This is a genomic window from Corynebacterium minutissimum, assembly GCF_016889765.1.
In the GTDB taxonomy this organism is placed as follows: domain Bacteria; phylum Actinomycetota; class Actinomycetes; order Mycobacteriales; family Mycobacteriaceae; genus Corynebacterium; species Corynebacterium minutissimum_B.
Genome location: NZ_CP069533.1, coordinates 2,219,674 through 2,240,863, shown reverse-complemented (window position 1 = coordinate 2,240,863; position 21,190 = coordinate 2,219,674). Strand labels below are relative to the sequence as shown.

The window sequence follows — 21,190 nt, the reverse complement described above, 5'->3', positions numbered from 1 at the left end:
TCCTCCTTGGAAGGGGTGGGTTGATGAGGGCGTCGATGCATGTGGGGGTGCAATGATGAATACCCCGCTGGCGCAGGTAGACGCGCATGGCTTCTCGTGCCCGGTGTGTGGGTCATGGGCGTGTTGCGGTGGTTTTGAGATAATTTGTTAAAACTCGCTAGCTTGTACAGCGCTGAGCACTATGATTGCTTCGAGAAAGGTCTTTACTAATTTGCTCAACCTAGGAAGGAGATGAAATGCAAAAGCTCGAACTGACGCTCAATGGCGAGATAGAAAACATAGAGGCTCTTTCAGTAGCTCGAGCTCTTGAATCGTTAGCAAAGTTGATTCAAGCGTTTCCATCAAATTCGGGTCGAGTAAAAATGTCAGGCGTCCGTCAATCTAGCGTTGTCACTGAAGTTTTGATTGATGATGAATCGCTTCACAGGCTTTACTCCGGAATTAAATCCATCAGTCGCACGTGCCAGATACCTCGCGGCTGGAATCGACAGCAACTTAGGTATCTTCGCGAGATTGCCAAAGAAGGCCAAAAAACCAACGGTGCGACTCTGTCGATAAAACAAAGTGATTGGATTCCGATTGACGCAGATTTGAAAGAAGCAATTGAAAAAGCACTTTCAGCGTCACTCGTTTCAATTGGATCTGTTACCGGCGAACTAAACCGTTACAACGGCTCTGATTCGCATGAGCTCAAAGCTTGGATCAGAGATGAATCGACTGATGCTTCTGTAAAGGTTCTTTTTTCGGAAATCCAACGTGAAGATGTTCTGTCTAAAATGCACAAGCGGGTGCGTGTTCGTGGGAAAGTCCATCGAAATTTCGATACGAATCAGATTGAACTAGTTCATCTTTATGGAGTTGATGTTCTACCAGATCGAAGTCTTTCTAATGGACGTGGCATTTGGTCTGAATATCGACAGTCGATTGAGGACCCAGTGCATTTTATTGACCGATTGAGGAGTGTTGATTAGTTTTGCAACGTGTAGTGCTAGATACGTGTGCACTGATCTATTTGTTTCTCGATCATCCGCATATTCCGAAGGCAAAGAGTTACGCAGACTCAGTTGAGTTTGTGATTGAGAGCGATGCCTACGAGGTATTTATACCGACAATGGTTGGCGTTGAGTTGCTGGGTACTCCAGCTATGAGGGCAGGGGCATCTACCCCACCGATTAGCAATGCAGCTGTAAATAAGGCAAAAGATTTTCTATTCAGACGAGATTTCACTCTTGTTGAAGCAGATAGTTTCGTGATGGAGACAGCAGGAGAATTGTGTCTTGAGCGGCTTATTCGCCCGGCAGATGCAATGATTGTTGCCTCCGGGATTGCTGCCAGTTGCCAATCCGTTTTCACTTACGATGACAAGCTAATCAAAGCTTGTACCGGATTGAACCCGATTTCTGTAACACATCCTCCTGCTGCTCCATACGGCGATCTTTTCTCGGGACTTACTTAGAATCCGAGGCCTGCGGACGGCGCAGCCTGGCCGCCGAGCGTGGAGAATACGTCCTCCGCGGTGGTGGGCTCAGCGCCCAGGCGCTCCCCATCCTTCACCTTCTGAATACCGCTCAGGGACGCGGCCACACCCACGTTGCCAGAGGTGGAGTACACGTAGAACTGCACGGCGGCGTTGACGTACATGCCGGAGTAGACCTCCGACTGGTCAAGAATCGGGCGAACATTGCCGTCAACGACGAACGGCTTGCGGCTCTCAGGGGCCTTTGCGGAGATGAACCAGTGCCCTTGGTAGGCGTCTCCGCGGGCCTCACCGTTGTTCTTCGGGCGGTCGCCGTCGCGCAGCGGCGGGTACTGGGTCATGGTCGGGTCGATCGCCTGCTTGATAGTTCCGCGGGTGACTGCGTCCTGGACGGCGGCATCAATCGCAGCGTTGATAGCGGCGATGGTCTTCTCATCGTTCTTGGGGATGAGAAGGACGGCTTGATATTTCGGGTCGGCTCCTTCGGCTTGTGCGCGTGGGGTGAATAGGTCGTTGAAGCTGAGGCGTGCGGGGAAGGTGACGTCGCGGTTGGTGATGGCCATAGTGGTGGTTCCTCCTTGGAACTAGTTGGTGATGGTTGGTGGTGGGTTGTTGGTGCCGGTGAATCTCGTCGACCAGCGGCGGACACGGGGGCTAGGCGGCGGGCGGGTAATCCGGCTCCGGGTCGTCTCCGAACTTCTCCCCTGTCGGGTTAAAGACAGATTGAATCTTGCGGTACGCGACTTCTTGGTCAGTCATTAGTGGTTCCTCCTAGTGGTTTGAATACGGTTTCCGGGGTGGCTACCTGCAGTGCGGGGCGTTTATCCGACTCAGGCACGAGCGTTGGCTTACCTGCAGGCTTGTGGACCAGGTCGCCGAGCGTGTCCTGAAACTGCTTTTTGCCGAGCAACTTCGTCATCGCGGTAATACCCAACAGCTTCTTCTCGTACGGGTCGTGGCCGGTCTTTTCGACCGCCTTGGCTACGGCGTCCTCGTCCGTGTAGCGGCGCACGCTGCGGCCTTCCACAAGCTTCAGGCCCGGGTACGCGCGCCCGTTGTTTGCCTGGTCTAGGGCGAACTTTTCTACCGTGCCCAGCCACTTCTTCAGCTCCCCAGACCAGGTAACAATGTTGGCTATCTGGGCATCGGTAAGTGTCTCCGGTGCGGGCGCTGCCGGGGTCACCTCGTCCGCTTCCTTGGGGATGGGGGCGAAGTACTTGGTGGCGAGCGCAGTGCATTGTGGGGCGTGGCGACAAAAGCGGCACCACTCCCCCGCAATCAGCTCCCCCTCACCTTTGATAGCAGCCTGCGCCTGTGGCTTGACCACGTTCTCAGCCCACTGCAACAGTTCCGCCACGCTGACCTCATCGACACTCACGTTGTTTAGGCGCGGCTGGAAAATCACCATGCGCACCCGGTCGATGTTGTAAATCATGCCGAACTGGGTCAGCGCGCCCAGGGCGTACAGGGCCATCTGAGGATTACCCACCGCGGACACCTCTACGCCTTTGCCGTATTTCAGGTCGATGACGGTCATGGTGCCGTCTCCGACGATGAGGGCATCACCGGTGCCGAAGCCGTCCGGCACGATATGCGAGAAGTCGAGGCGTTGTTCGATGGCGAGGAACGCGGCCGGGCTAGACTTTTGCGCGCGGTCGAGCTCAGCAACAACGTTGTCAACGTAGTCGTCGGTGTAGTCGTCCATTTCCTCAGTCACCCAGTCAGTACTGGTAAGCGTGCTGGGCAGGCCCTGGAGGTTGCGGAGCTTGTGCTCTGCGAGCTCGTGGGCGGCAGTACCTTCGGCGGCGGCATCAGAGCTACTGTCCGGGTATTGCTCCTCTAGCCGTGGGGCTGGGGTGCAGTGCAGCCAGCGGTGAGCACTGGAGGCGGAGAGTACTGCGTGGGAGCGCGCGGTGTGCCCCACAGGTTCGGGCGCATCTTCTTCGAGAGCGCCCAATGTTTTCACCTTGCCGAAAGACAGCCGTGTCGGCCCGTCGCCGTTCTTGTTCGCTAGCGGAATTGTCTTTTTGTTGAGGTGTCCGGCGATGCGTCGGATAACTCCATCAGTGTCTTCTAGGTGGGTGATGCCGGCCTGGTTGATGACGTCCTCAATGTGGGAGAGTTCTTCGTCATCTATGGTGTCGGGCATGGCAAGCAGTGCTTGGTAGCTACTCATTCAGGGCCTCCTTGTACTGGGTGGCCATGCTGATGAGCTCCGGCAGCTTCTCCTTCGGCACGTCGGTCAGGGTCTTGACCCCGAAGTGCGGGAATAGTTCGCCAGTGATCCATGCTGGGCCTTCTGCGAGGCTGATGTGGCGGAGAATGATTTGGGCTTCGGGTAGGCGGTCTGTGGCCTGGTCTTCGGGCTCTTGCTGGGGTGCCGGCTCTGGCTGCGACTGTGACGCTGGCGCTGGCGCCTGATTCTCCTCTACCGCGCCCGGCGCGGCCTGCGTGCTCTCCACCTGCGGCCAGGGGGATACAGTATCCGGCTCCTGCTTGATGCGGTCGTAGGTGCGCTGCAGCGTGTCAATACCGATAGCGAGCAGGTCGAGGGTCAAATCTTTATTCATCCAGGTCATAGTGTGGTGTCCTTTCCAGTGATGAGGGCGGTGCCGACTGGGGTGAGCCGGTGAGTGCCGTCGTCAAGGGTGGTGATGTAGCCCTTGTCGATGAGGTCAGCCAGTTGGGCTTTGGTGATGTGTTTGGCTGCTGCCCAGCGACGCAGTGTGAATCGGTCATTATTGGCGGTCACAGTTTGGCTCCTTGGTCGAAGCGGTCGAGGGTGATATCAGTCAGTGCGAGCGCGGTGTCCTCGGTGAGTCCTGCGGCAAGGAAGGCCTGCATGGTGGTAGTGGCCTGGTCGATGAGCTCGTCGAGGTGGCGGCGCTGTGAGCTGATGTGTGAGGGCATCTGTGATGGTGAATTCATGCTGTCCTTTGGTTGAGTGTTTTTCGTGCGTGGTGTGCGTGGTATGGGCAGAATCGGAAGCCTTTTCCCCAGCCAAGGTCGTCGGCGCCTTCTGCCCAGCATCCGAGGTACAGGCATTTTTCTTCTCGGCGGTATGTGGCGAGGGCTTCGCAAGCTTCTTTGCGTGTCTTGAATGCTTTTGGTGTGGGGATTGATACCCACCATCTGGTGCTGTCAAAGATCGGGTTTGGGAGCCCGTCTTCTCTCATAGGGCTCCACGCTCCATGTCGATGCAGGTCTCAATCTCGAAGCATTTATCGCGCAACACGGGGAAAGCATCGCCGTGGTCGCGCATCCAATCCAAGACTTCGCCCTCCAGACGGGCGAGGGCAATTTTGCGTGCCTCACGCGACGGCTCAGCCGCGTCGTATCCGAATAGCGGCATGGCTACATCCACACCGGGGGCATGCTGATGAAGGCGTGGAGGACGAAGCCGATGAGGCCTCCGAGGATGCCAGTAGCCCAGGCCAATCGGGTGCGCTTGGCTGCGATGTCTTGCCAGTAGGCGACGCGGCGGGAATCCAGTGTGGTGCGTGGGGGTCGATTAGTGGTGGTCATCGTTTCTTGGCTTCTTTCTCTGTAAGGATGGCGAGGTGGCGGACGTAGGCGGCGGCGTCTCGGATGCGTTTGCGCATACCGTCAGGTAGGCGGGTGAGTTGGCAGAGAGCGAGGTATCGGCCCTCAATCTCGTAGAATTCTTTTGCGGCTTGGTCGAGTGGAATCTCAAACTTGCTCATTAGCCCCTCCGCATCATGTAAAAGCGCGGCGAGTGGGACGCGATGTCGACGAATTCGAAGTTAGGCGGCATGGTTGATCTCCATGTATCGGGTCAGGTGTGTGTAGTGGATGAGGTACGGGGTGCCTACGGCGCTTTGGTATGCGGGTAGTCGGCCGGCGGCGCAGTCTTGGCGGATGGTGCGGTGCGAAAGGCCGGTAATGTCGGCGAATTGTTGGACAGTCAGGTTGGCGACCCTTTTGCCGAGGACGGCCTCGACCATTTCCATGAGTTGTTTGCTGGTCATCGCCACACCAGCCAGAAGGTGCGGGTGCGGGGCTTGCGGTGCCGACCGCGATAACACCGCAGTAGATTAGTGATAAAGTCCATGGCTAGGACTCCTTTCAAATTGGGTTCGATAGGAAAGCACCCCGCGCTAAGTGGTATTGGCCGCGGGGTGCTTCTTGCGTGATTAACGGTGTGCGCAACCCACCGTGGTAGGTCAACTGACCTGATTTAATGAAGGGATGAACATACAAGAATGGACATCCATCATTAGCGCGGCTATCGCAGCAGTTAGCGCCGTGCTCGCGAGGGTCGAACGCGTGAATGCCGATGCTGCGGCCAGAAGAGCGCTCGCAGCACAAGAGGCCATCGCTGTTGCAAACAGCAAGCTTGCTCGGCTCCAAGAAATCACTAACGCAAGAGAAACCAATCAACTTCTAGTGAGAATCGATGAAGCAGACGAGAATCTGATCATTTTCAACCCGTTTGGGTATGTAGTGCGAAGTCTTCGAGTTGACTACTTTGAAGTTGCGAACTCTCCGGTCACCGTAAGTCGTTTGGAGCCCCACTGTGAGGTGCGACTAACGTTGAGGGCAAATACAAAGATGATTCCACGGAGCGTAGGCGGGGCGGCCCGCTTGAGTTGGGCTGGCGAGGATGAAATTCCCCGCGAGCAAACGTGGCGGGCAAGTTAATACTTGTTCCCGAGTATGTATCCAATACTTACACACGCTATTCCAAAGCTCACTAGGGTGATGATTGACATTTCTTGACCTCGCTTCTTGAAATTTTCAGTCGATAAATTTGGAAAAGATGGGTGCAGGATGTGCTTTCATCCGCTTACCCCGGCTTGCGTACCCCGGGACACCCCGAGTGCCTTTCCCAGGTTTCTAACCTGGCCTCCACGCAGGCGCCGCCCGGGCAGCCACCCCCACTGGGGCTAGTAGCGTGTGCTCTCACCGAGTGAGCTAGAAAGGCTAGGCGCTCCTGCACCTCGACATCGTGCAGGAGCTGGACTATGGGCAGACCGCAAGGATGCGGCGCTATGTGTGGGAAGCGCCCGTAGTCTTGGTGTTGCGTCCGGGACTTGAACCCGGCGAGTTTCCTTCGCAACTCGTGTTTTTCGTGCCCGGTTATGCGGTGTTGCCTCACCTTTGGCCCGCTACGGCGGTCGGGTGGTTTCTGCCTGTCGGCGGTGCAGGTCAATCGCAATCTAAGACACATGCTCGCTGCACCAAGTAGTCCCGCGGGGACACGTCCCGGCTACCGTTCTCTGCCGGGGTGGGCTCTCTTTTCAGTTTTCAGTCATCGCGGCCAGCTGGTTCCTGTCCTATCCCCTGGGGCAGGAGGGTTCGGCGGCCTGGTGCCCGTGGGGAGGCTTGCACTCCCCTGCCTGCTAGGTCGGGCTATTGGTTTTTGGATTGGTTGAGTTTCTTGAGGGTCTTGCGCGCTACGGCTTCCGCCTCGGCAAAGAGCTCGTCTACTTCCTTGGGGTCGATTTGCTCTTTGATTGCGGCTTCGATGTAGCCGAGCATGAAAGCGTGGATGTCGGCGAGGTTCATGGGTCTTCGTCCTTATGCGGTGGTGTAGTACTGGTCCCAGACGCGCTGCATCAACGGTCGGTCTGCTTCGGTGTAACCATTGACCTGGCGCACTTGACCGTTAGGCAGGGTGAGGTCGTACTTTTCTGGTTCGCGTCCCTTTTCCAGCGTGTACAGTGCCTTCATTCGCTTGCCGAACATCGGGGCGACCGACTTCATCTTCTTATTGGAGAGGTTCTTCGACTTGAGGAAGTCCGCGGTGTACAGGGGGCGGGTCTTCGGGTCGAGCTCCGGGGCCTCGCCTAGGCCGCGCGCCAAGACGATGCGAGCTTTCGCCTCCAGGTGGTCTGGGTGGATAAGCCCCTTCGCTGCTTGGCAGAGTTCCATCTGCATTTGCGATTGGCGCATGAGCGCGTTCAACTGGTGCTCCTCGGCGCGGGGGTTAATGGCCCCGCCTTTGTGGAAATAAGAATCGAGGGCGTTAGCGGCTTCGAGCTGGTAGGCCTCAAGAGTGGTGCGGGCCGCTTCATTGACGCGGTTGGTGTCGATGGTGGCGAGCCACATCGTCAGCGTTCGGCGGTCAACCATGCTGATTTCTTGTTGGCGCCCGCTGGAATCGTGCGTGGTCATCATGACCACACGTGCCCAATTCTTGGACTCGAGCTTGCGATGCTGGCTCTTCCAGTCGATGCCGAGCGCGTCGCAGATATGGCGAGCGGCGGCCCATTCGGTGCCGTCGTGCTGCACCGCCATGATGGGGTTGGAAGTTCCGGGAACCGGAATAGTTACTAGCTGGTTTCCCATTGTGGTAATCTCCTTGTTAGTAGTTCTTTTTTGGCTCGGTGTTCCAGCACCGGGCCTTTTCGTTTCCTAGGTGTGCTTCACTTAATTCAGGGCGGTCTGCCCTGGAAAGTGAGGTGAAAAATGATGAATGACGAGTTCAAAACTCTGCGAGCGTCGATAAAAGGCGTGGCAGCAACATTCGCGAATAGTGCTGACTCGCTACCCAAAGAACTGGCTGTTACTCGGCAGTTTTCGACTTCCGTATCCGAGCAAATCGAAGCCCTCGCCGAACAGCTAACCCCAGCCACCGCCGCAAGCGATGACCGAATGCTGATTTTTCAAGCTCTAAATCAGATGCAGTATTCCCTTGGGTTGTTAGAGGCTCGGATTGTCGACCTTGAGAGAAAGCTCGATTAAATTTCTCTTGAGCGACAATCAGTTCGTCCATTTTGGCCTTAAATCCGGCCACGAGACCTAGCACTTCTTCCTTGTTGAAGATTGGGTCTCCGCTAAGTTCTACGGTCACCTTCGGCGTTGCAGCGCCGGAGGTTTCCTTTTCATCGCGGGTCATGCTGCTTCCTGTTCTTTGACTTGGTCGAACCAAGCGCCGATGTAGTTTTTGTCGCCTTGTAGTGCGGCTACTCGCAGCGCGAGTTCCGCGGTTACCTTCGCCCCTGCGCGCAGTTTCGGAATGTCTGCGGCGCGTACTCCGATGAGTAGGGCTAGCTGCTCTTCGGTTTGTAGGTTCCTGGAGCGCATGATTGCGTCTAGGGCTCCGGGGCGGAAGGTGAACCGGGGCGGTGCCATGACAGCCATGTAGTTACCTCCATGTGGTTCTTGTGTTTGTGCGGTGCTGTTCTGCGCCGGTGATTACAGTTTGCAGCATTCGGCGGCATAACGCAACGCCTTACATAAACCCCACCCCCATCGACCACCCCCACCAACACCCGTGACCTGCATCTATTGCGGGTGGCGGCTAAATGCAATACTGTTAGCGTTATGAACGAGATGACACATGAAACTTGGCTAGCGGAGCTAATCGGGACTGATTCGATGCGCACCGCTTCCCAAAAGACGGAATATGCGCAAACCACCATTTCCCGCCAGCTTTCCCGCGGGCACCTCTCCCCCGAGATGATCATTGCCCTTTGCCGCGCTTACGACCGATCCCCCGTCGCAGGCCTCATAGAGACCGGCTACATCAACGACTACGAACTCCACGGCCCCGACGTAGAGATAGCCCTCCGCAAAGCCACCAACGAGCAGCTGCTAGACGAGATTATGCGCCGTTCCGACCCCGAGGCTCGCTACCTCTTTGGCAACGACGTCGACGATGACGCTATCGGCCTAGCCCCGCATCTCACCCCCGTGTCCGACGCCCATGCTTCACTACAGGACGAGGATGACGGCACCGTCATGGAATGGGATGACAGCATCCCGCACGCCGCTGACTCCTCCCCCGACGAGCAGGCAGAGCGCGAGAAACGAGGTGAAGATTTGATTGATTAACACCGACGCCCTGATAGATGTGGCGCAGGCCCGGGGCTACCGCATCCGGTGGCACCGCGGCGGGCCAAAAGCAGCATGGGTGCCACACAAACGCACCATCACGTTGCGCGTCGGCATGGACGATGTCACCACCCTATGCTCCCTAGCCCACGAGTTGGGGCACGCGCACTACAGTCACCCGCCCGGACACTATGGGGCGCAGGAGCGCCAGGCCGACGAGTTCGCCGCAAGGCTTCTCATCTCCCCCGTCGACTACGCACTGGCCGAACACCTTCACGGCCCGCACCCCGCGGCAATAGCCCACGAGCTTGGCGTCACCATCCATCTCACCACCATCTGGAAATCTCTCTACGAAAGGCAAGCAGCATGAAAAAGTTCTCCATCTCTCTCATTGCAGCCCTCACCGTCGCCCTGTCCGCATGCGGCACATCTGGTGATAGCAGCGAGACGGCTACTACTGCGCCGACGACTAACGCCACCTCGTCGACCTCATCCCCGACGAGCACCACCACCGCTACGCCATCAGAGACCCCCACTGAGCAAGACGACCCAGCCCCGGCAGGCGATTACCCAGCGCAAGCAGACATGCAGCAGCAGGGTGCCAACGCCGATCGCGTCAACCGCTTCCAGGACAACCAGGGACGCTACTGGCTATGCGACAAGGCAACTCCACAGGGCAATCCAGAAGTTCCTGAATACAACACGCCGAACGGTTGCATGGGCCCGTTCAACACCGTGGAGGAGCTGCAGGACGGGCTTTATGGCGCCATGGCTGATGCCCTTGCCGACGAGTTCGACATCAATACCGAAACTCTAGCCCCACCAACCCCCGAGGCTGTTAACTCCGACGACATCGCCGACGGTATCGCAGAGGACCTTGGCTGCGAGGGGGCGACAATGAACGAAGACGGCAGCTACTCGTACTACGGGTGTGAAGAATAGGTATGCCTTCGCGGAGCTGAGCTCAATACGCGAAGGTACCCTAGGCCCATCGGGGGGGGATTGTGGGCCACAGTCATCATAAAGTAAACCGGCCTCTGGTGCTCAACATGTGGAAGTCGCGAGCACCAGGGCCGGAGTATCCAACCAGATTCTAGGAAGGACGTGTCTATTCTATGGCATCTATCAAGGAATACAGCACTAAGCACGGCCGCAGGTACCGCGTCGACTACGTCAAACCCGACGGCAAGAACACCTCGAAACGCGGCTTCAAGCGCAAGCCCCAGGCAGAGGAATGGGCCAGCCGTAACGCGGTGGCTATCGCGGACGGCGACTGGGTGGACCCCACCAAGGGCGCGGCAAAAGTCCATGAGGTCGCCGAGGACTGGCTCGTACTCAACGAGTTACTCAAGCCCTCGAGCATGGACATGAACCTCACCATTTGGCGCGGCACCGTCAAGCCCTACTGGGGAGACCACAAGGTCAAGGACATCACGCACCGCGAGGTACAGCGCTGGGTCTCCAACATGGGCTACTCCCCCTCTTGGGTACGCAACTGCCACAGTGTGCTGTGCCAAATTTTGGACGTCGCAGTCAAAGACCAGCGGGTAAAGAAGAACGTCGCCCGCGGTGTGCGCCTCCCCCGCAAGGTGAAGACAGTACACGTGTATTTGACGATGCAGCAGCTGAAAGATCTTGCCGATGAATGCGCGCGTCACGGTGAAATTGTGATGCTGCTGGGCACTTCTGGGCTGCGCTGGGGTGAGCTCGCGGCACTTCGCCCGAAGGACCTGGACCCGCTGAATAGTCGTATCCATGTGCGCCGCAACGCAGTGTATTTGGATAACGAGAAGCGGTGGCATATCAACACGACGCTGAAGAACCATAAGCGGCGGAGCGTGGCGGTGCCTGCGGCGGTTATGGACCAGGTGCTGGAGGTGGCCGCGCAACGCGGCCGCGATGAGCTCATCTGGCAGTCGCGCAGCGGCACGCCTATGCACTCACCGGGGCACAGGACGTGGTTTGACGGCGCGGTCAAGCGTATGCAGGTGAAGTCGAAGGAGGCTATCGCCGAGGCGCGCGCGGCGGGTGAGCCGGAGCCGCGGGTATTTGAGCGCATCACTCCGCATGGTCTTCGGCATGTGGCGGCCGGCTTGCTGGTGAATGCCGGGGCGAACGTCAAGGTGGTGCAGACCCAGTTGGGTCATGCGGACGCGGCGGAAACACTGAATACGTATGCGGACTTGTTCCCAGACATGCTGGACGAGGTCGCGGAAACGATGGACGGCATGCTTGCGGAGGTGGTGGATTTTTCTGAAGCTCCGTCAAAACTCCGTCAAAAGGGGAACAGAAAGGCCGTTTAGCCTGGTAAAAGGCCCGGTTCATTCTAGGTTCGAGTCCTGGTGGGGAAGCTTTTTCTGTTTTCTACGCCCACGGCGAAAGCCCTTGAGCTCAGCCTTCTTCGCCATCGCTGCCACCTGTGTGGCGGTGGAATTAAAGGGAGCGGTGCCAGCTCGCGGAAGGACCCACCCACGCCAGTAGGCCAAGATGGCCAAGCCGCATCCAACAAAGGGCGAAATTATCATGCCGAGGGCGAACTTATCGACGTGTGCGAAGGACGCCATCACGATTCCAGTAAGCACTGCCGGCACCGCATAGAGCGGGCTTCCACCAAAAACTGAAGGAATCATTCCGGAGGCAACATCGCGCACCATGCCACCTCCTACTGCGGTCAGGACGCCTAAGAAAACGCAGGCGATAAACGGCATCCCATACGCCAGTGCCTTAACACAGCCAGTCGTGCACCACACTCCCAAAATGACAGCATCCGCGTGCTCACGGAAAATTTCCCACGCTTTGCCTTTCAGGTCTATCAAGAAGGCAATGAGAGCGCCTACGCACGCGAGCGTGAGATACAGCGGGTCGGAGATCGCTGCTGCTGGGCCACTAGCGATGAGCATGTCACGAATCATGCCGCCCGCCAGCGCCGAAAAGAGCGCGAGGAAGACAAAGCCAATGATGTCGAATTCCCTGCGGCGCGCAATCGTGCCGCCAATGATGCCGTTGAGTACCACTCCGATGAGGTCAAAGACTTGGTACAGGGATTGGATGAGCGGGTCGATGTCCTGAATCACATTTACTGACCCTAGCGTACGGATAAGGCTCCGAGGCCTCTATTGGGGGTCGCACATCTGAGGAAAGCAACGACCCCAAGCGCTAAGCTTGGGGTCGTGGGGGATAATGCGCCAACCTACGTTGACGCTCTCACTAGGGAGGGTAGCACACAAATTTGGAACCTAAAGACGATCTTGAAGTAATGCTCGGCGCGGCGCGGTTTGCCACATACTTACGTGAGGCCGACGGTGACGTCGAAAGGGCGGTTTCGCTCTACCGATGGAACGCCCAACTCTCCAGTGCTCTCCATTATCAGCTTTCTCACTTCGAAGTACTCACCCGTAACGCAATTGACATAACTCTTCGTGAGTGGAACTACAAAGTCTGTGGCCACAGAGAGTGGTCCTTTGAGGGAAAATCTGCAGGCTTGCTCTACCGTATATTGCGTCGTCCTATGGCCCAAGCACGTAAGCGGGCACAGCAAGAATCTCGAAGACGGAAAGTCGGTCACGCACGAAGAAATGCATCCTTCACGCATGATGATGTGGTTTCACAGTTCACGCTCGGAAACTGGTCGACTCTGCTTGGTGAAGCCCTGCCCGTGCACCATGAGAGCGCAAAAGTGTTGTGGAGTGAATGCCTTCACAAGGCATTTGCGCAGGTACCCGCTCTGGATACCTCCCGCGAAGATATTGGGAGAAAGTTCGAAAGAATAACGCACTTGAGAAACCGTGTCTCCCACCAAGAGAACCTTCTATCGACAAATGTCAACCGTCGACTCAATGACATGCTCTCAGTGCTAGGCGCAATCAACCCTGACTATCCCGGATGGTCTATGTCAGGCAGCCCTTTGCGTCGTGTAACGAGATCTGATCCTCGGAGAGTGTGGGCACTCGACGCCCCCTAGTCTGAGCCCTAGAGTTCTCCAATGGCTTTCACTGCGTTACGATCTAGCCTCCGGCGACGCATACGGGCTGCGCGAAGAGTCCACGACCTGGCTGGCGTGCCCAGCGTGGCCGGCAGCGTCCTTGTCAAAGACAAGTGCGCCCGGTTTCACGCGCACGTCGGGTTTCTCGCCTTTGTCCACAATGACGTACTGCCCCATCATGCCTTGGTCCTCATGCAGGAGCATGTGGCAGTGGTACATGTACGGGATGGTCTTGTCCGGGAAGTGGCCAAACTCCACCAGCAGGCGGGCGGTGGCCTTCGGCGGGAGGTTGACAATGTCCTTCCAGCCGGAGTTGAAGACGTTCATCTTCTCATCGCCGTCCCAGTCCACGACCTTGAAGCGGGCGTTGTGGATATGGAAGTTGTGCGGCCAGTCGGAGTTCTCGTTGGTGACGGTCCACAGCTCCAGAGCATCCTCGTCGATGACGGTATCGACGCGGGCCATGTCCATCTGCTCACCGTTGATCATGAAGGTGTTGAGGATGAACTCACGCTCCGTGAGGCCCGCGGTGGACGGGGTCTCCCCCGCAGCGGGATCGAGCGTGGCTGGCAGCGCCGCGGGTTCCGGAGCAGACTCTTCGGGACCAACAATGGTGAGTAAGTCAAAGGAATCCCGGAAGCCGAAGTCAGCGGCGTTATCGTCAGTAGGCACACCAAAGTTGTCCTTGCGGGGAACCGAGCGCAGCTGGATATCCTTGCCGGGCTCCAGGTCCACGATGACCTCGGCACGCTCGCCAGGGCCGAGGAGGAGGGAGTCGACTTCCACGGGGGCGTCGAGAAGCCCGGCGTCCGTCGCAATCACGTGGAAGGGCTTCTCCCCTACCTCCAGCGTGTAAAAGCGCATGGAGGCACCGTTGAGCAGGCGCAGTCGAACCCGGCGCGTCGTGGCCTCAAAGCGGGCGTTAGTAATTCCGTTGACTAGGGGCGTCGTACCGAGGAGCCCCAGGGTGTTGTCGCTTTTCTCATCGAGCTGGTCATCCTCGGTGAACTTGGCATCCATGATGACCACGGGGATATCGTCCACGCCATACTCGTGCGGCAAGTCGAGGCCGTCAGAGACGTCATCGTCGATGATGAACATTCCTGCCAAACCGCGGTAGGCATGCGTGGCCGTCGCCAGGTGCGGGTGCGGGTGGTACCACACCGTGGCAGCAGGTTGGATGATGTCCCATTCCGGCTTCCACGTTTCACCGACCTGAATCGGCGAGTGTGGGCCGCCATCGGAGTACGCCGGAAGCTGCATGCCGTGCCAGTGCACGGTGGTCATCTCAATGAGGTCATTGGTGATTTCGGCACGGATTTTATCCCCACGGTGGGCACGCAACGTCGGCCCCAAGAAGGGCCCGTTGAAGCCCCACGTGCGCGTGCGGTCCTTTCCGGGAAGTACCTCCGAGTGGCCGTCTTGGGCCGTGAGCTTGATGACTCGGGTGTCGCCTTCCATCGTGCCCTCTTCTACGGGCGGGATGGGAAGTGCGCGGGGTTCGCCGTCGTAGCCGAGCGGCGCGGGTTGGTCAGACGACGTGGAGCAGGCACTAAGCCCGGCGACGGAGGCACCAGCGATGGTAAGGACAGTTCCCTGGACAAAGACGCGACGAGACACAGAGACAGGCATGCATCCCAGGATAGGTGGTCAGGCACACCTTAACCTTCGTATTGGCCTGGCCGGGCTTAAGATCACAGTCATGTCTCTCCCCGCGAAAGAATCCTCGAATGCCCGGAAGTTTGTGTGGTCCAGCGGTTTGCAGGGAGTCGGCGATCAGCTCTTGTCTGGAAAGACCGTCCTGCCGTGGCTCTTTAGCGCTGCTGGTGTACCGGGATTTTTCACCGGCCTTCTCGTGCCGTTGCGGGAGTCCGGTTCGATGCTTCCGCAGGCAGCGCTAACTCCGTGGGTCACCTCGCATCCAGCGCGCAAGCGCCTGTGGCTGCTGGGCTCGGTGGGTCAGGGCGTGTGTGCGGCGATCATTGCGGCGGCCGCGGTGCTTCTCGACGGCCCCCTCCTCGGCCTCGTCGTCTGCCTCGCCCTAGCAGTGCTCGCGCTTCTGCGCGCGCTGTGTTCCCTCACCGGCAAAGACGTCCAGGCACGCACCATTTCGAAGGGCAGCCGCGGACTGGTCACCGGCCGCGCAACGCAGCTGGGTGGTGCGGTCACGCTCGTGACAGGTGGAATCCTGGCCTTCCTGGGTGAGCTGCCGCGCTGGGGGCTCGCGGTTCTCTTGGCTATTGGCGCTGCCACGTGGTTTATGGCCGCAGCGGTCTTTCGCACCATCGCTGAACCCGTGCCAGAAAACACGGACCAGCAGGGGATGAACACCAGCTGGTGGAAGGACACGTGGCAGCTTTACACCCAGGACGCGCGCTTCCGCAGCTTCGTCAACGTCCGTGCACTGCTGTTGGTTTCAGCGTTGTCGACGTCCTTTATTGTCGTGCTCTCCCAAAGCGTCGGCTCCCAAGCGCTGAGCGGACTCGGTGGCTTCGTCCTCGCCTCCGGTTTAGCCAGCCTGGTGGGTGGGCGCGTATCGGGTGTCCTCTCAGATAAGTCTTCCCGCCTGGTCATGTCCTGGGCCGCGGGATGTGCCGCGGTGATTCTGCTGGCGATTGTGTCCTGCGCGGCGTGGGCGCCGGCGTCGATAAGCGCGTGGGCTCTGCCCGTCGGATTCTTCCTGGTAAACTTGGCGCACGCCGGTATTCGCGTGGCCCGTAAGACGTATGTGGTGGACATGGCCGGTGAGGACAAGCGCACCCGCTATGTCGGTGCTGCAAACACGATGATGGGTGTCATTCTCCTCATCGTCGGTGGCATCTCAGCAGTCATAGCGCTGGCGGGCCCGTCCGCGGCTATCCTTTTCCTCGCTATCGTGGGTGTGCTCGGTGCATGGCGAGCTCGCGCTCTTCCGGAGGTATCTCACGGAAAGTAGCGCGGGCGCGTTATGATGAATCGCAGTAAGTCCTGACACCCCAAACACAGGAGACGCACACACTCGTGGCTGAAACAACCGACTGCGCCGCCATCGTCCTTGCTGCCGGCGCGGGTACCCGCATGAAATCCTCAACCCAGAAGACTTTGCATGAGATTGGCGGGCGGTCACTGCTCGGCCATGCTCTCCATGCCGCCGCCGGGGTGAACCCGGAACACCTCGTGGTCGTCGTGGGCCACCAACGTGACCAGGTCTCCCCCGCCGTCGATTCCATTGCTGAGGAGCTCGACTGCGAGGTATCCCAGGCCGTCCAGGAGGAACAGAACGGTACCGGCCATGCTGTGCAGTGTGGTCTGAGCGCACTGCCCGATTTCACCGGCACCGTTATCGTCACCAACGGTGACGTTCCGCTCCTGCGCCCGGACACTCTCCGCGAGTTGCATGAGACTCACACCAGCCAGGGCAATGCCGTGACTGTGCTGTCCATGACTTTGGAGGATCCGACTGGCTACGGCCGAGTCCTGCGCGCTGAGGATGACTCCGTGACCGCCATCGTGGAACAGAAGGATGCCTCCGAGGAGCAGCGCGCGGTGCGCGAGGTGAACTCTGGAGTGTTCGCGTTTGATGGCGCCGTGCTTCGTGACGCGTTGACGAAGCTCAATTCCGATAACGCCCAGGGCGAGCTTTACATCACCGACGTGCTGGAGATTGCCCGCGAGGCTGGCCACCGCGTTGGTGCTCACGTGGCTAGTGATCCCGATGAGCTTTCTGGTGTCAACGACCGCGTACAGCTGGCTGCAGCCGGCCGCCTGCTCAACCGCCGCATGGTGGAAAAGGCTATGCGTGGCGGCGCCACCATCGTTGACCCGGAGACCACCTGGATTGGGGTAAACGTCACCATTGGCCAGGATGTCACCATCCACCCCAACACCCAGCTGTGGGGTGCGACGACCATCGCCGATGGCGCCGAAGTGGGCCCCGATACCACCTTGACGAACATGCAGGTTGGTGCCGGCGCAAGCGTTGTGCGCACGCACGGCTTTGACTCCGTCATCGGCACGGACGCCACGGTTGGTCCCTTCACCTACATCCGCCCCGGTGTCATCGTGGGCCAAGAGGGCAAGCTGGGTGGCTTCGTGGAGGCCAAGAAGGCGCAGATCGGCCGCGGCACCAAGGTCCCGCACCTGACCTACATCGGTGATGCCACCGTCGGTGACTACTCCAACATCGGTGCGTCGTCTGTCTTCGTGAACTACGACGGAGTCAATAAGCACCACACCACCATTGGCAGCCACGTACGCACGGGCTCCGACACCATGTTCATCGCTCCTGTCACCGTGGGTGACGGTGCCTACTCTGGGGCGGGTACAGTGATTAAGGACGACGTTCCCCCAGGAGCACTAGCCGTCTCCGGCGGCAAGCAGCGCAACATCGAGGGCTGGGTCCAGAAGAAGCGCCCGGGCACGCCAGCGGCTGAGGCCGCGGCACAGGCTCAGGACGCTCCGGCTGATGACCAGACCACTAACTAACAACACGTAAAGGGATATTTTCTGATGACTGGCAAGGTTACCGGCAGCAGCAAGAACATGAAGCTCTTCACCGGGCGTGCGCACCCGGCGTTGGCAGAAGCTGTGGCCAAGGAGCTCAAGACTGAACTGGTTCCGACCACCGCCCGCGACTTCGCCAACGGCGAAATCTTCATCCGCTTCGAGGAGTCGGTACGTGGTGCCGACTGTTTCGTGATGCAGTCCCACTCCCAGCCGCTCAACAAGTGGCTCGTGGAGCAGCTCATCATGATTGATGCGCTCAAGCGCGGCTCCGCCAAGCGTATTACCGCCATCCTGCCGTTCTACCCTTATGCCCGCCAGGACAAGAAGCACCTTGGCCGCGAGCCCATTTCCGCTCGCCTCGTTGCTGACCTGCTGGCTGCTGCTGGTGCTGACCGCATTGTGTCCGTGGACCTGCACACTGACCAGATTCAGGGCTTCTTCGACGGCCCGGTCGATCACATGCACGCCATGCCGATCTTGACGGACCACATCAAGAAGAACTACTCGCTGGATAACCTCGCGGTGGTTTCCCCCGATGCCGGCCGCGTAAAGGTGGCAGAGAAGTGGGCACACGAGCTGGGTGATGCCCCGCTGTCCTTTGTCCACAAGACCCGTTCCACCACCGAGGCCAACAAGACCGTCTCCAACCGCGTGGTGGGTGACGTGGAGGGCAAGGACTGCGTGCTTCTCGACGACATGATTGACACCGGCGGCACCATCGCCGGCGCGGTTCGTGTGCTTAAGGAAGCTGGCGCTAAGTCCGTCATCATCGCCTGCACCCACGGTGTCTTCTCCGATCCGGCCCGCGAGCGGCTCTCGCAGTGCGGCGCTGAAGAAGTCATCACCACCGACACCCTGCCGCAGTCCACCGAGGGCTGGGACAACCTCACGGTGCTGTCCATTGCCCCACTGCTGGCGCGCACCATTCACGAGATCTTCGAGAACGGTTCTGTGACCACGCTCTTCGAAACCCACTAAATTTGGTTCGACGACAGCGCTGCTGTTAAAATCTTGTGCGTCTCGGCGAGGGAGAAATCCGTTATCGACGCGATAGCACAAGTTAAGCAGTGAATCTAGAATTAAGCCTGCGATGACTCGTCCAAGACGTCCATCGGCAGGCTTTTGTCGTATCTACACGGTCCTTCATCAGCCCTTGCCGCACAACGATACTTTAAGGAGATTTACTTATGGCTTCTGAGCGCCCCGTACTCAAAGGTGAAGTCCGCTCTGAATTTGGCAAGGGCTTTGCCCGTCGCCTGCGCGTAGCCGGCCGCGTTCCGGGTGTTGTCTACGGCCACGCCGTTGACGTTCTGCACTTCTCGGTCGACCGCCTCGAGCTGACCGCTCTGATCCGTGCCAACGGTGTCAACGCTGTGTTCGAGCTGGAGCTCGAGGGCGAGCAGCACCTGGTCATGGTCAAGCACATCGACCAGAACGTCCTGACCTTCGACATCGACCACATCGACCTGCTCTCCATTAAGCGTGGCGAGAAGGTTGAGGTTGAGGTTCCGCTCACCATCGAGGGCGAGCCGGCCCCGGGCCTCATGTTCATCCAGGATGCCGACGTCCTCCTCGTCGAGTCCGACGTACTCAACATTCCGGAAGAGATCGCCGTGTCCATCGAGGGTCTCGAGGATGGCACCGTGGTCACCGCTGGCGACATCACCCTGCCGGAGGGCACCACCCTCGTGGCCGAGGAAGACACCGTCATCGTCTCCATCTCCGAGCCGGAGGTTGATGAGGACGTCGAGGCTGCCGCTGAGGCTGCTGAGGAAGGCGGCGCTGAGGCTGGCGCCGACTCCGAGGAAGGCGCTGAGGCTTCCGAGGAGAAGAAGGACGAGGAGTAAATCCTCCATCCCCCTCACCTAGCTAGCGCACCGCGCCCGCTTCCCTGCTTATGGGAGGCAGGCGCGGTTCGCCGTTTTCGCCCACGCGCTGTTTAGAATAGGCAGCGTGACTACTTCTTCTTTCCTCGTCGTGGGGCTGGGCAACCCCGGCCCAAAGTACGCCGGTACCCGCCATAACATCGGTTTTGACGTGGCTGATGAACTGGCCCACGAGCTCTTCGCTTCTTTTTCCGTTCACAAGAAGACGAACACGGATATTGCCGAGGCACGGCGTGGGGACACCAAGGTGATCGTCGCGAAGCCGCGCAGCTTCATGAATCTCTCCGGCGGGCCCATCAAGGCCCTCGCGCAGTACTTCAACGTCTCCCCTGCACACATCATTGTGGTACACGATGAACTCGAGCTGGACTTTGGCCAGATCAAGTTGCGCCTCGGCGGCGGGGACCATGGCCACAATGGTCTGCGTTCCACGACGAAATCTTTGGGCACGAAGGACTATCGGCGTCTTTCCGTGGGTATTGGGCGCCCGCCTGGACGCATGGATCCGGCCTCGTTCGTACTCAAACCGTGGAGCAAACAGGAGGCCCAGGAGGTTCCCATCATGTGTGCCGACGCGGTGGATGAGATTCTTCGCGCGTTAGACTAGCGGCTATGAAGCTCGCTACTCTCCGCACCAGTTTCGGTACCTGCGCTATTCGCATCGACGGCCCGAATGTGGGCACGGAGTTGGACTACGAGGACGTCGGCAAGCTGCTCGCTAGCCCAGACTGGCGCAAGGCAGCACAGCTTTCAGGAGAACCCGTCGTTTTTGACGCCGCCGACCTTGCCCCCGTCATTCCGAACCCGGGAAAGATCATCTGTGTGGGCGTGAATTACGCCAAGCATGCCCGGGAAATGGGCCGCGACCTTCCGACCCAGCCCACGCTGTTCATCAAGTTTCCGGAGGCACTCACTGGCCCCTACGACGATGTGTATGTGCCCGACTTTGCCACGAAGAAGCTGGATTACGAAGGCGAACTCGCCGTGGTGATCGGGACTCGCGCACACCGCGTGAAAGTAAACGATGCGCTGGACCACGTTGCCGGCTACGCCATCATGAACGATTACACACTGCGCGACTATCAACGCGCTACCTCGCAGTTTCACGCTGGTAAGTCCTTTTACCGCACCGCCGGCTTCGGACCGTGGCTCACCACGGCTGATGACTGGGCACCGGGCCGCGGCGCGCGGCTGACCACGACTGTCGACGGCGACGTACGCCAAGACGACAACACCGATGACCTCATCTTCTCCGTGGCTGAGCTCATCGCCTTCTGCTCGTCCCTCTATCCGCTCAACCCGGGTGATGTCATTGCCACCGGTACCCCGGAAGGCGTGGGGTTTGCGCGGGGTGCGGACGCGATGCTGGGTGACGGCTCCGTGACACGCATCAGCATCGACGGTCTGGGCTCGATCGAGAACACCACGCGTTTTGGGGAACCACCCACCAACAGCTGTGGTGAGGGATGCACCTGCACTTCGGGCTAGACCTTTTATTAGTTCTGCGAGCTACTCGACGCATCGCTACTGTAGGGAAGCACATTTCCCCAACCAAAAAGG

Annotated in this window: 27 protein-coding genes; 12 read left to right on the top strand and 15 right to left on the bottom strand. The window is 58.8% G+C overall.

Going from position 1 to position 21,190, the window contains the following annotated elements; genetic code table 11:
• The first annotated feature begins 236 nt into the window (after positions 1-236).
• Both I6J26_RS10520 and I6J26_RS10515 read left to right on the top strand, forming a co-directional pair.
• On the top strand, positions 237-971 hold the full coding sequence (locus I6J26_RS10520; RefSeq protein ID WP_147279316.1) for a hypothetical protein: 735 nt from the start codon (positions 237-239) through the stop codon (positions 969-971).
• Between the two features lie 2 nt (positions 972-973).
• A complete protein-coding gene (locus I6J26_RS10515) occupies positions 974-1,456 on the top strand; it encodes a type II toxin-antitoxin system VapC family toxin (RefSeq protein WP_115021535.1) in 483 nt (160 codons plus the stop codon).
• On the opposite strand, the gene I6J26_RS10510 is transcribed toward I6J26_RS10515, so the two are convergent.
• The 13 genes from I6J26_RS10510 to I6J26_RS10450 all read right to left on the bottom strand — a co-directional run bounded on the left by I6J26_RS10510 (position 1,453) and on the right by I6J26_RS10450 (position 8,584).
• On the bottom strand, positions 1,453-2,040 hold the full coding sequence (locus I6J26_RS10510; RefSeq protein WP_115021534.1) for a DUF2815 family protein: 588 nt from the start codon (positions 2,038-2,040) through the stop codon (positions 1,453-1,455). The genes I6J26_RS10515 and I6J26_RS10510 overlap by 4 nt on opposite strands.
• Positions 2,041-2,228: 188 nt before the next feature.
• On the bottom strand, positions 2,229-3,653 hold the full coding sequence (locus I6J26_RS10505) for a DUF2800 domain-containing protein (RefSeq protein ID WP_239121781.1): 1,425 nt from the start codon (positions 3,651-3,653) through the stop codon (positions 2,229-2,231).
• Positions 3,646-4,047, bottom strand: a complete 402-nt coding sequence (locus I6J26_RS10500; protein WP_147279315.1) for a hypothetical protein — start codon at positions 4,045-4,047, stop codon at positions 3,646-3,648. Before I6J26_RS10500 ends, I6J26_RS10505 begins: the two co-directional genes overlap by 8 nt.
• Positions 4,048-4,052: 5 nt before the next feature.
• Positions 4,053-4,229: a hypothetical protein gene (locus I6J26_RS10495; RefSeq protein WP_181815349.1), complete on the bottom strand. Its 177-nt coding sequence runs from the start codon at positions 4,227-4,229 to the stop codon at positions 4,053-4,055.
• Positions 4,226-4,405 (bottom strand): hypothetical protein, encoded by a 180-nt coding sequence (locus I6J26_RS10490; protein ID WP_147279314.1) that lies wholly within the window; start codon positions 4,403-4,405, stop codon positions 4,226-4,228. Before I6J26_RS10490 ends, I6J26_RS10495 begins: the two co-directional genes overlap by 4 nt.
• 244 nt (positions 4,406-4,649) lie before the next feature.
• Positions 4,650-4,829, bottom strand: coding sequence for a hypothetical protein (locus I6J26_RS10485; protein ID WP_115021532.1), 180 nt, complete (start codon positions 4,827-4,829; stop codon positions 4,650-4,652).
• Positions 4,830-4,831: 2 nt separating this feature from the next.
• Positions 4,832-5,002: a hypothetical protein gene (locus I6J26_RS10480; protein WP_181815348.1), complete on the bottom strand. Its 171-nt coding sequence runs from the start codon at positions 5,000-5,002 to the stop codon at positions 4,832-4,834.
• Positions 4,999-5,181 carry a hypothetical protein gene (locus I6J26_RS10475; protein ID WP_115021531.1) on the bottom strand — a complete coding sequence of 61 codons (183 nt, stop codon included), beginning with the start codon at positions 5,179-5,181 and terminating at the stop codon, positions 4,999-5,001. Before I6J26_RS10475 ends, I6J26_RS10480 begins: the two co-directional genes overlap by 4 nt.
• Before the next feature lie 60 nt (positions 5,182-5,241).
• The gene (locus tag I6J26_RS10470; protein WP_115021530.1) at positions 5,242-5,466 is read right to left on the bottom strand and encodes a helix-turn-helix domain-containing protein; all 225 of its coding nucleotides are present in this window, start codon (positions 5,464-5,466) and stop codon (positions 5,242-5,244) included.
• 1,384 nt (positions 5,467-6,850) lie between these two features.
• Positions 6,851-7,006: a hypothetical protein gene (locus I6J26_RS10465; RefSeq protein WP_181815347.1), complete on the bottom strand. Its 156-nt coding sequence runs from the start codon at positions 7,004-7,006 to the stop codon at positions 6,851-6,853.
• A gap of 12 nt (positions 7,007-7,018) precedes the next feature.
• Positions 7,019-7,789 (bottom strand): phage antirepressor N-terminal domain-containing protein, encoded by a 771-nt coding sequence (locus I6J26_RS10460; RefSeq protein WP_115021528.1) that lies wholly within the window; start codon positions 7,787-7,789, stop codon positions 7,019-7,021.
• Between the two features lie 217 nt (positions 7,790-8,006).
• Positions 8,007-8,339 (bottom strand): hypothetical protein, encoded by a 333-nt coding sequence (locus I6J26_RS10455; protein ID WP_147279313.1) that lies wholly within the window; start codon positions 8,337-8,339, stop codon positions 8,007-8,009.
• A complete protein-coding gene (locus I6J26_RS10450) occupies positions 8,336-8,584 on the bottom strand; it encodes a hypothetical protein (RefSeq protein ID WP_115021526.1) in 249 nt (82 codons plus the stop codon). Before I6J26_RS10450 ends, I6J26_RS10455 begins: the two co-directional genes overlap by 4 nt.
• A gap of 183 nt (positions 8,585-8,767) precedes the next feature.
• Here I6J26_RS10450 and I6J26_RS10445 point away from each other — a divergent pair, with 183 nt between their 5' ends.
• The 4 genes from I6J26_RS10445 to I6J26_RS10430 all read left to right on the top strand — a co-directional run bounded on the left by I6J26_RS10445 (position 8,768) and on the right by I6J26_RS10430 (position 11,580).
• Positions 8,768-9,277: a hypothetical protein gene (locus I6J26_RS10445; RefSeq protein ID WP_147279312.1), complete on the top strand. Its 510-nt coding sequence runs from the start codon at positions 8,768-8,770 to the stop codon at positions 9,275-9,277.
• Positions 9,270-9,647, top strand: a complete 378-nt coding sequence (locus I6J26_RS10440; protein WP_239121780.1) for an ImmA/IrrE family metallo-endopeptidase — start codon at positions 9,270-9,272, stop codon at positions 9,645-9,647. Before I6J26_RS10445 ends, I6J26_RS10440 begins: the two co-directional genes overlap by 8 nt.
• The gene (locus I6J26_RS10435; protein WP_115021524.1) at positions 9,644-10,219 is read left to right on the top strand and encodes a hypothetical protein; all 576 of its coding nucleotides are present in this window, start codon (positions 9,644-9,646) and stop codon (positions 10,217-10,219) included. The genes I6J26_RS10440 and I6J26_RS10435 overlap by 4 nt, the downstream gene beginning before the upstream one ends.
• 173 nt (positions 10,220-10,392) lie before the next feature.
• Entirely contained in the window at positions 10,393-11,580 is a 1,188-nt protein-coding gene (locus I6J26_RS10430) for a site-specific integrase (protein WP_115021523.1), read from the top strand.
• Between the two features lie 18 nt (positions 11,581-11,598).
• On the opposite strand, the gene I6J26_RS10425 is transcribed toward I6J26_RS10430, so the two are convergent.
• On the bottom strand, positions 11,599-12,348 hold the full coding sequence (locus I6J26_RS10425; RefSeq protein ID WP_181815436.1) for a trimeric intracellular cation channel family protein: 750 nt from the start codon (positions 12,346-12,348) through the stop codon (positions 11,599-11,601).
• A gap of 926 nt (positions 12,349-13,274) precedes the next feature.
• Complete coding sequence (locus I6J26_RS10415) at positions 13,275-14,891, bottom strand: multicopper oxidase family protein (RefSeq protein WP_115021520.1); 1,617 nt, start codon at positions 14,889-14,891, stop codon at positions 13,275-13,277.
• A gap of 70 nt (positions 14,892-14,961) precedes the next feature.
• Between I6J26_RS10415 and I6J26_RS10410 the strand changes: the two genes are divergently transcribed.
• The 6 genes from I6J26_RS10410 to I6J26_RS10385 all read left to right on the top strand — a co-directional run bounded on the left by I6J26_RS10410 (position 14,962) and on the right by I6J26_RS10385 (position 21,118).
• Positions 14,962-16,194: an MFS transporter gene (locus tag I6J26_RS10410; RefSeq protein WP_115021519.1), complete on the top strand. Its 1,233-nt coding sequence runs from the start codon at positions 14,962-14,964 to the stop codon at positions 16,192-16,194.
• A gap of 65 nt (positions 16,195-16,259) precedes the next feature.
• A complete protein-coding gene (glmU, locus tag I6J26_RS10405) occupies positions 16,260-17,723 on the top strand; it encodes a bifunctional UDP-N-acetylglucosamine diphosphorylase/glucosamine-1-phosphate N-acetyltransferase GlmU (RefSeq protein ID WP_115021518.1) in 1,464 nt (487 codons plus the stop codon).
• A gap of 24 nt (positions 17,724-17,747) precedes the next feature.
• On the top strand, positions 17,748-18,722 hold the full coding sequence (locus tag I6J26_RS10400; RefSeq protein WP_070671664.1) for a ribose-phosphate diphosphokinase: 975 nt from the start codon (positions 17,748-17,750) through the stop codon (positions 18,720-18,722).
• A gap of 209 nt (positions 18,723-18,931) precedes the next feature.
• The gene (locus I6J26_RS10395) at positions 18,932-19,591 is read left to right on the top strand and encodes a 50S ribosomal protein L25/general stress protein Ctc (RefSeq protein ID WP_039674625.1); all 660 of its coding nucleotides are present in this window, start codon (positions 18,932-18,934) and stop codon (positions 19,589-19,591) included.
• A gap of 106 nt (positions 19,592-19,697) precedes the next feature.
• Positions 19,698-20,237, top strand: a complete 540-nt coding sequence (gene pth, locus I6J26_RS10390) for an aminoacyl-tRNA hydrolase (RefSeq protein WP_181815346.1) — start codon at positions 19,698-19,700, stop codon at positions 20,235-20,237.
• Between the two features lie 5 nt (positions 20,238-20,242).
• Positions 20,243-21,118 (top strand): fumarylacetoacetate hydrolase family protein, encoded by an 876-nt coding sequence (locus I6J26_RS10385; protein WP_115021516.1) that lies wholly within the window; start codon positions 20,243-20,245, stop codon positions 21,116-21,118.
• Positions 21,119-21,190: the final 72 nt, after the last annotated feature.

Bases quoted from the DNA above. Each gene is read 5' to 3' on its own strand.
- I6J26_RS10410 (WP_115021519.1), top strand. From the start codon at position 14,962: ATGTCTCTCCCCGCGAAAGAATCCTCGAATGCCCGGAAGTTTGTGTGG.
- I6J26_RS10505 (WP_239121781.1), bottom strand. From the start codon at position 3,653: ATGAGTAGCTACCAAGCACTGCTTGCCATGCCCGACACCATAGATGAC.
- I6J26_RS10470 (WP_115021530.1), bottom strand. From the start codon at position 5,466: ATGACCAGCAAACAACTCATGGAAATGGTCGAGGCCGTCCTCGGCAAA.
- I6J26_RS10510 (WP_115021534.1), bottom strand. From the start codon at position 2,040: ATGGCCATCACCAACCGCGACGTCACCTTCCCCGCACGCCTCAGCTTC.
- I6J26_RS10445 (WP_147279312.1), top strand. From the start codon at position 8,768: ATGAACGAGATGACACATGAAACTTGGCTAGCGGAGCTAATCGGGACT.
- I6J26_RS10465 (WP_181815347.1), bottom strand. From the start codon at position 7,006: ATGAACCTCGCCGACATCCACGCTTTCATGCTCGGCTACATCGAAGCC.
- I6J26_RS10415 (WP_115021520.1), bottom strand. From the start codon at position 14,891: ATGCCTGTCTCTGTGTCTCGTCGCGTCTTTGTCCAGGGAACTGTCCTT.
- I6J26_RS10395 (WP_039674625.1), top strand. From the start codon at position 18,932: ATGGCTTCTGAGCGCCCCGTACTCAAAGGTGAAGTCCGCTCTGAATTT.
- I6J26_RS10460 (WP_115021528.1), bottom strand. From the start codon at position 7,789: ATGGGAAACCAGCTAGTAACTATTCCGGTTCCCGGAACTTCCAACCCC.
- I6J26_RS10485 (WP_115021532.1), bottom strand. From the start codon at position 4,829: ATGCCGCTATTCGGATACGACGCGGCTGAGCCGTCGCGTGAGGCACGC.
- I6J26_RS10435 (WP_115021524.1), top strand. From the start codon at position 9,644: ATGAAAAAGTTCTCCATCTCTCTCATTGCAGCCCTCACCGTCGCCCTG.
- I6J26_RS10450 (WP_115021526.1), bottom strand. From the start codon at position 8,584: ATGGCTGTCATGGCACCGCCCCGGTTCACCTTCCGCCCCGGAGCCCTA.
- I6J26_RS10385 (WP_115021516.1), top strand. From the start codon at position 20,243: ATGAAGCTCGCTACTCTCCGCACCAGTTTCGGTACCTGCGCTATTCGC.
- I6J26_RS10400 (WP_070671664.1), top strand. From the start codon at position 17,748: ATGACTGGCAAGGTTACCGGCAGCAGCAAGAACATGAAGCTCTTCACC.
- I6J26_RS10520 (WP_147279316.1), top strand. From the start codon at position 237: ATGCAAAAGCTCGAACTGACGCTCAATGGCGAGATAGAAAACATAGAG.
- I6J26_RS10475 (WP_115021531.1), bottom strand. From the start codon at position 5,181: ATGAGCAAGTTTGAGATTCCACTCGACCAAGCCGCAAAAGAATTCTAC.
- I6J26_RS10430 (WP_115021523.1), top strand. From the start codon at position 10,393: ATGGCATCTATCAAGGAATACAGCACTAAGCACGGCCGCAGGTACCGC.
- I6J26_RS10490 (WP_147279314.1), bottom strand. From the start codon at position 4,405: ATGAATTCACCATCACAGATGCCCTCACACATCAGCTCACAGCGCCGC.
- I6J26_RS10455 (WP_147279313.1), bottom strand. From the start codon at position 8,339: ATGACCCGCGATGAAAAGGAAACCTCCGGCGCTGCAACGCCGAAGGTG.
- I6J26_RS10480 (WP_181815348.1), bottom strand. From the start codon at position 5,002: ATGACCACCACTAATCGACCCCCACGCACCACACTGGATTCCCGCCGC.
- I6J26_RS10500 (WP_147279315.1), bottom strand. From the start codon at position 4,047: ATGAATAAAGATTTGACCCTCGACCTGCTCGCTATCGGTATTGACACG.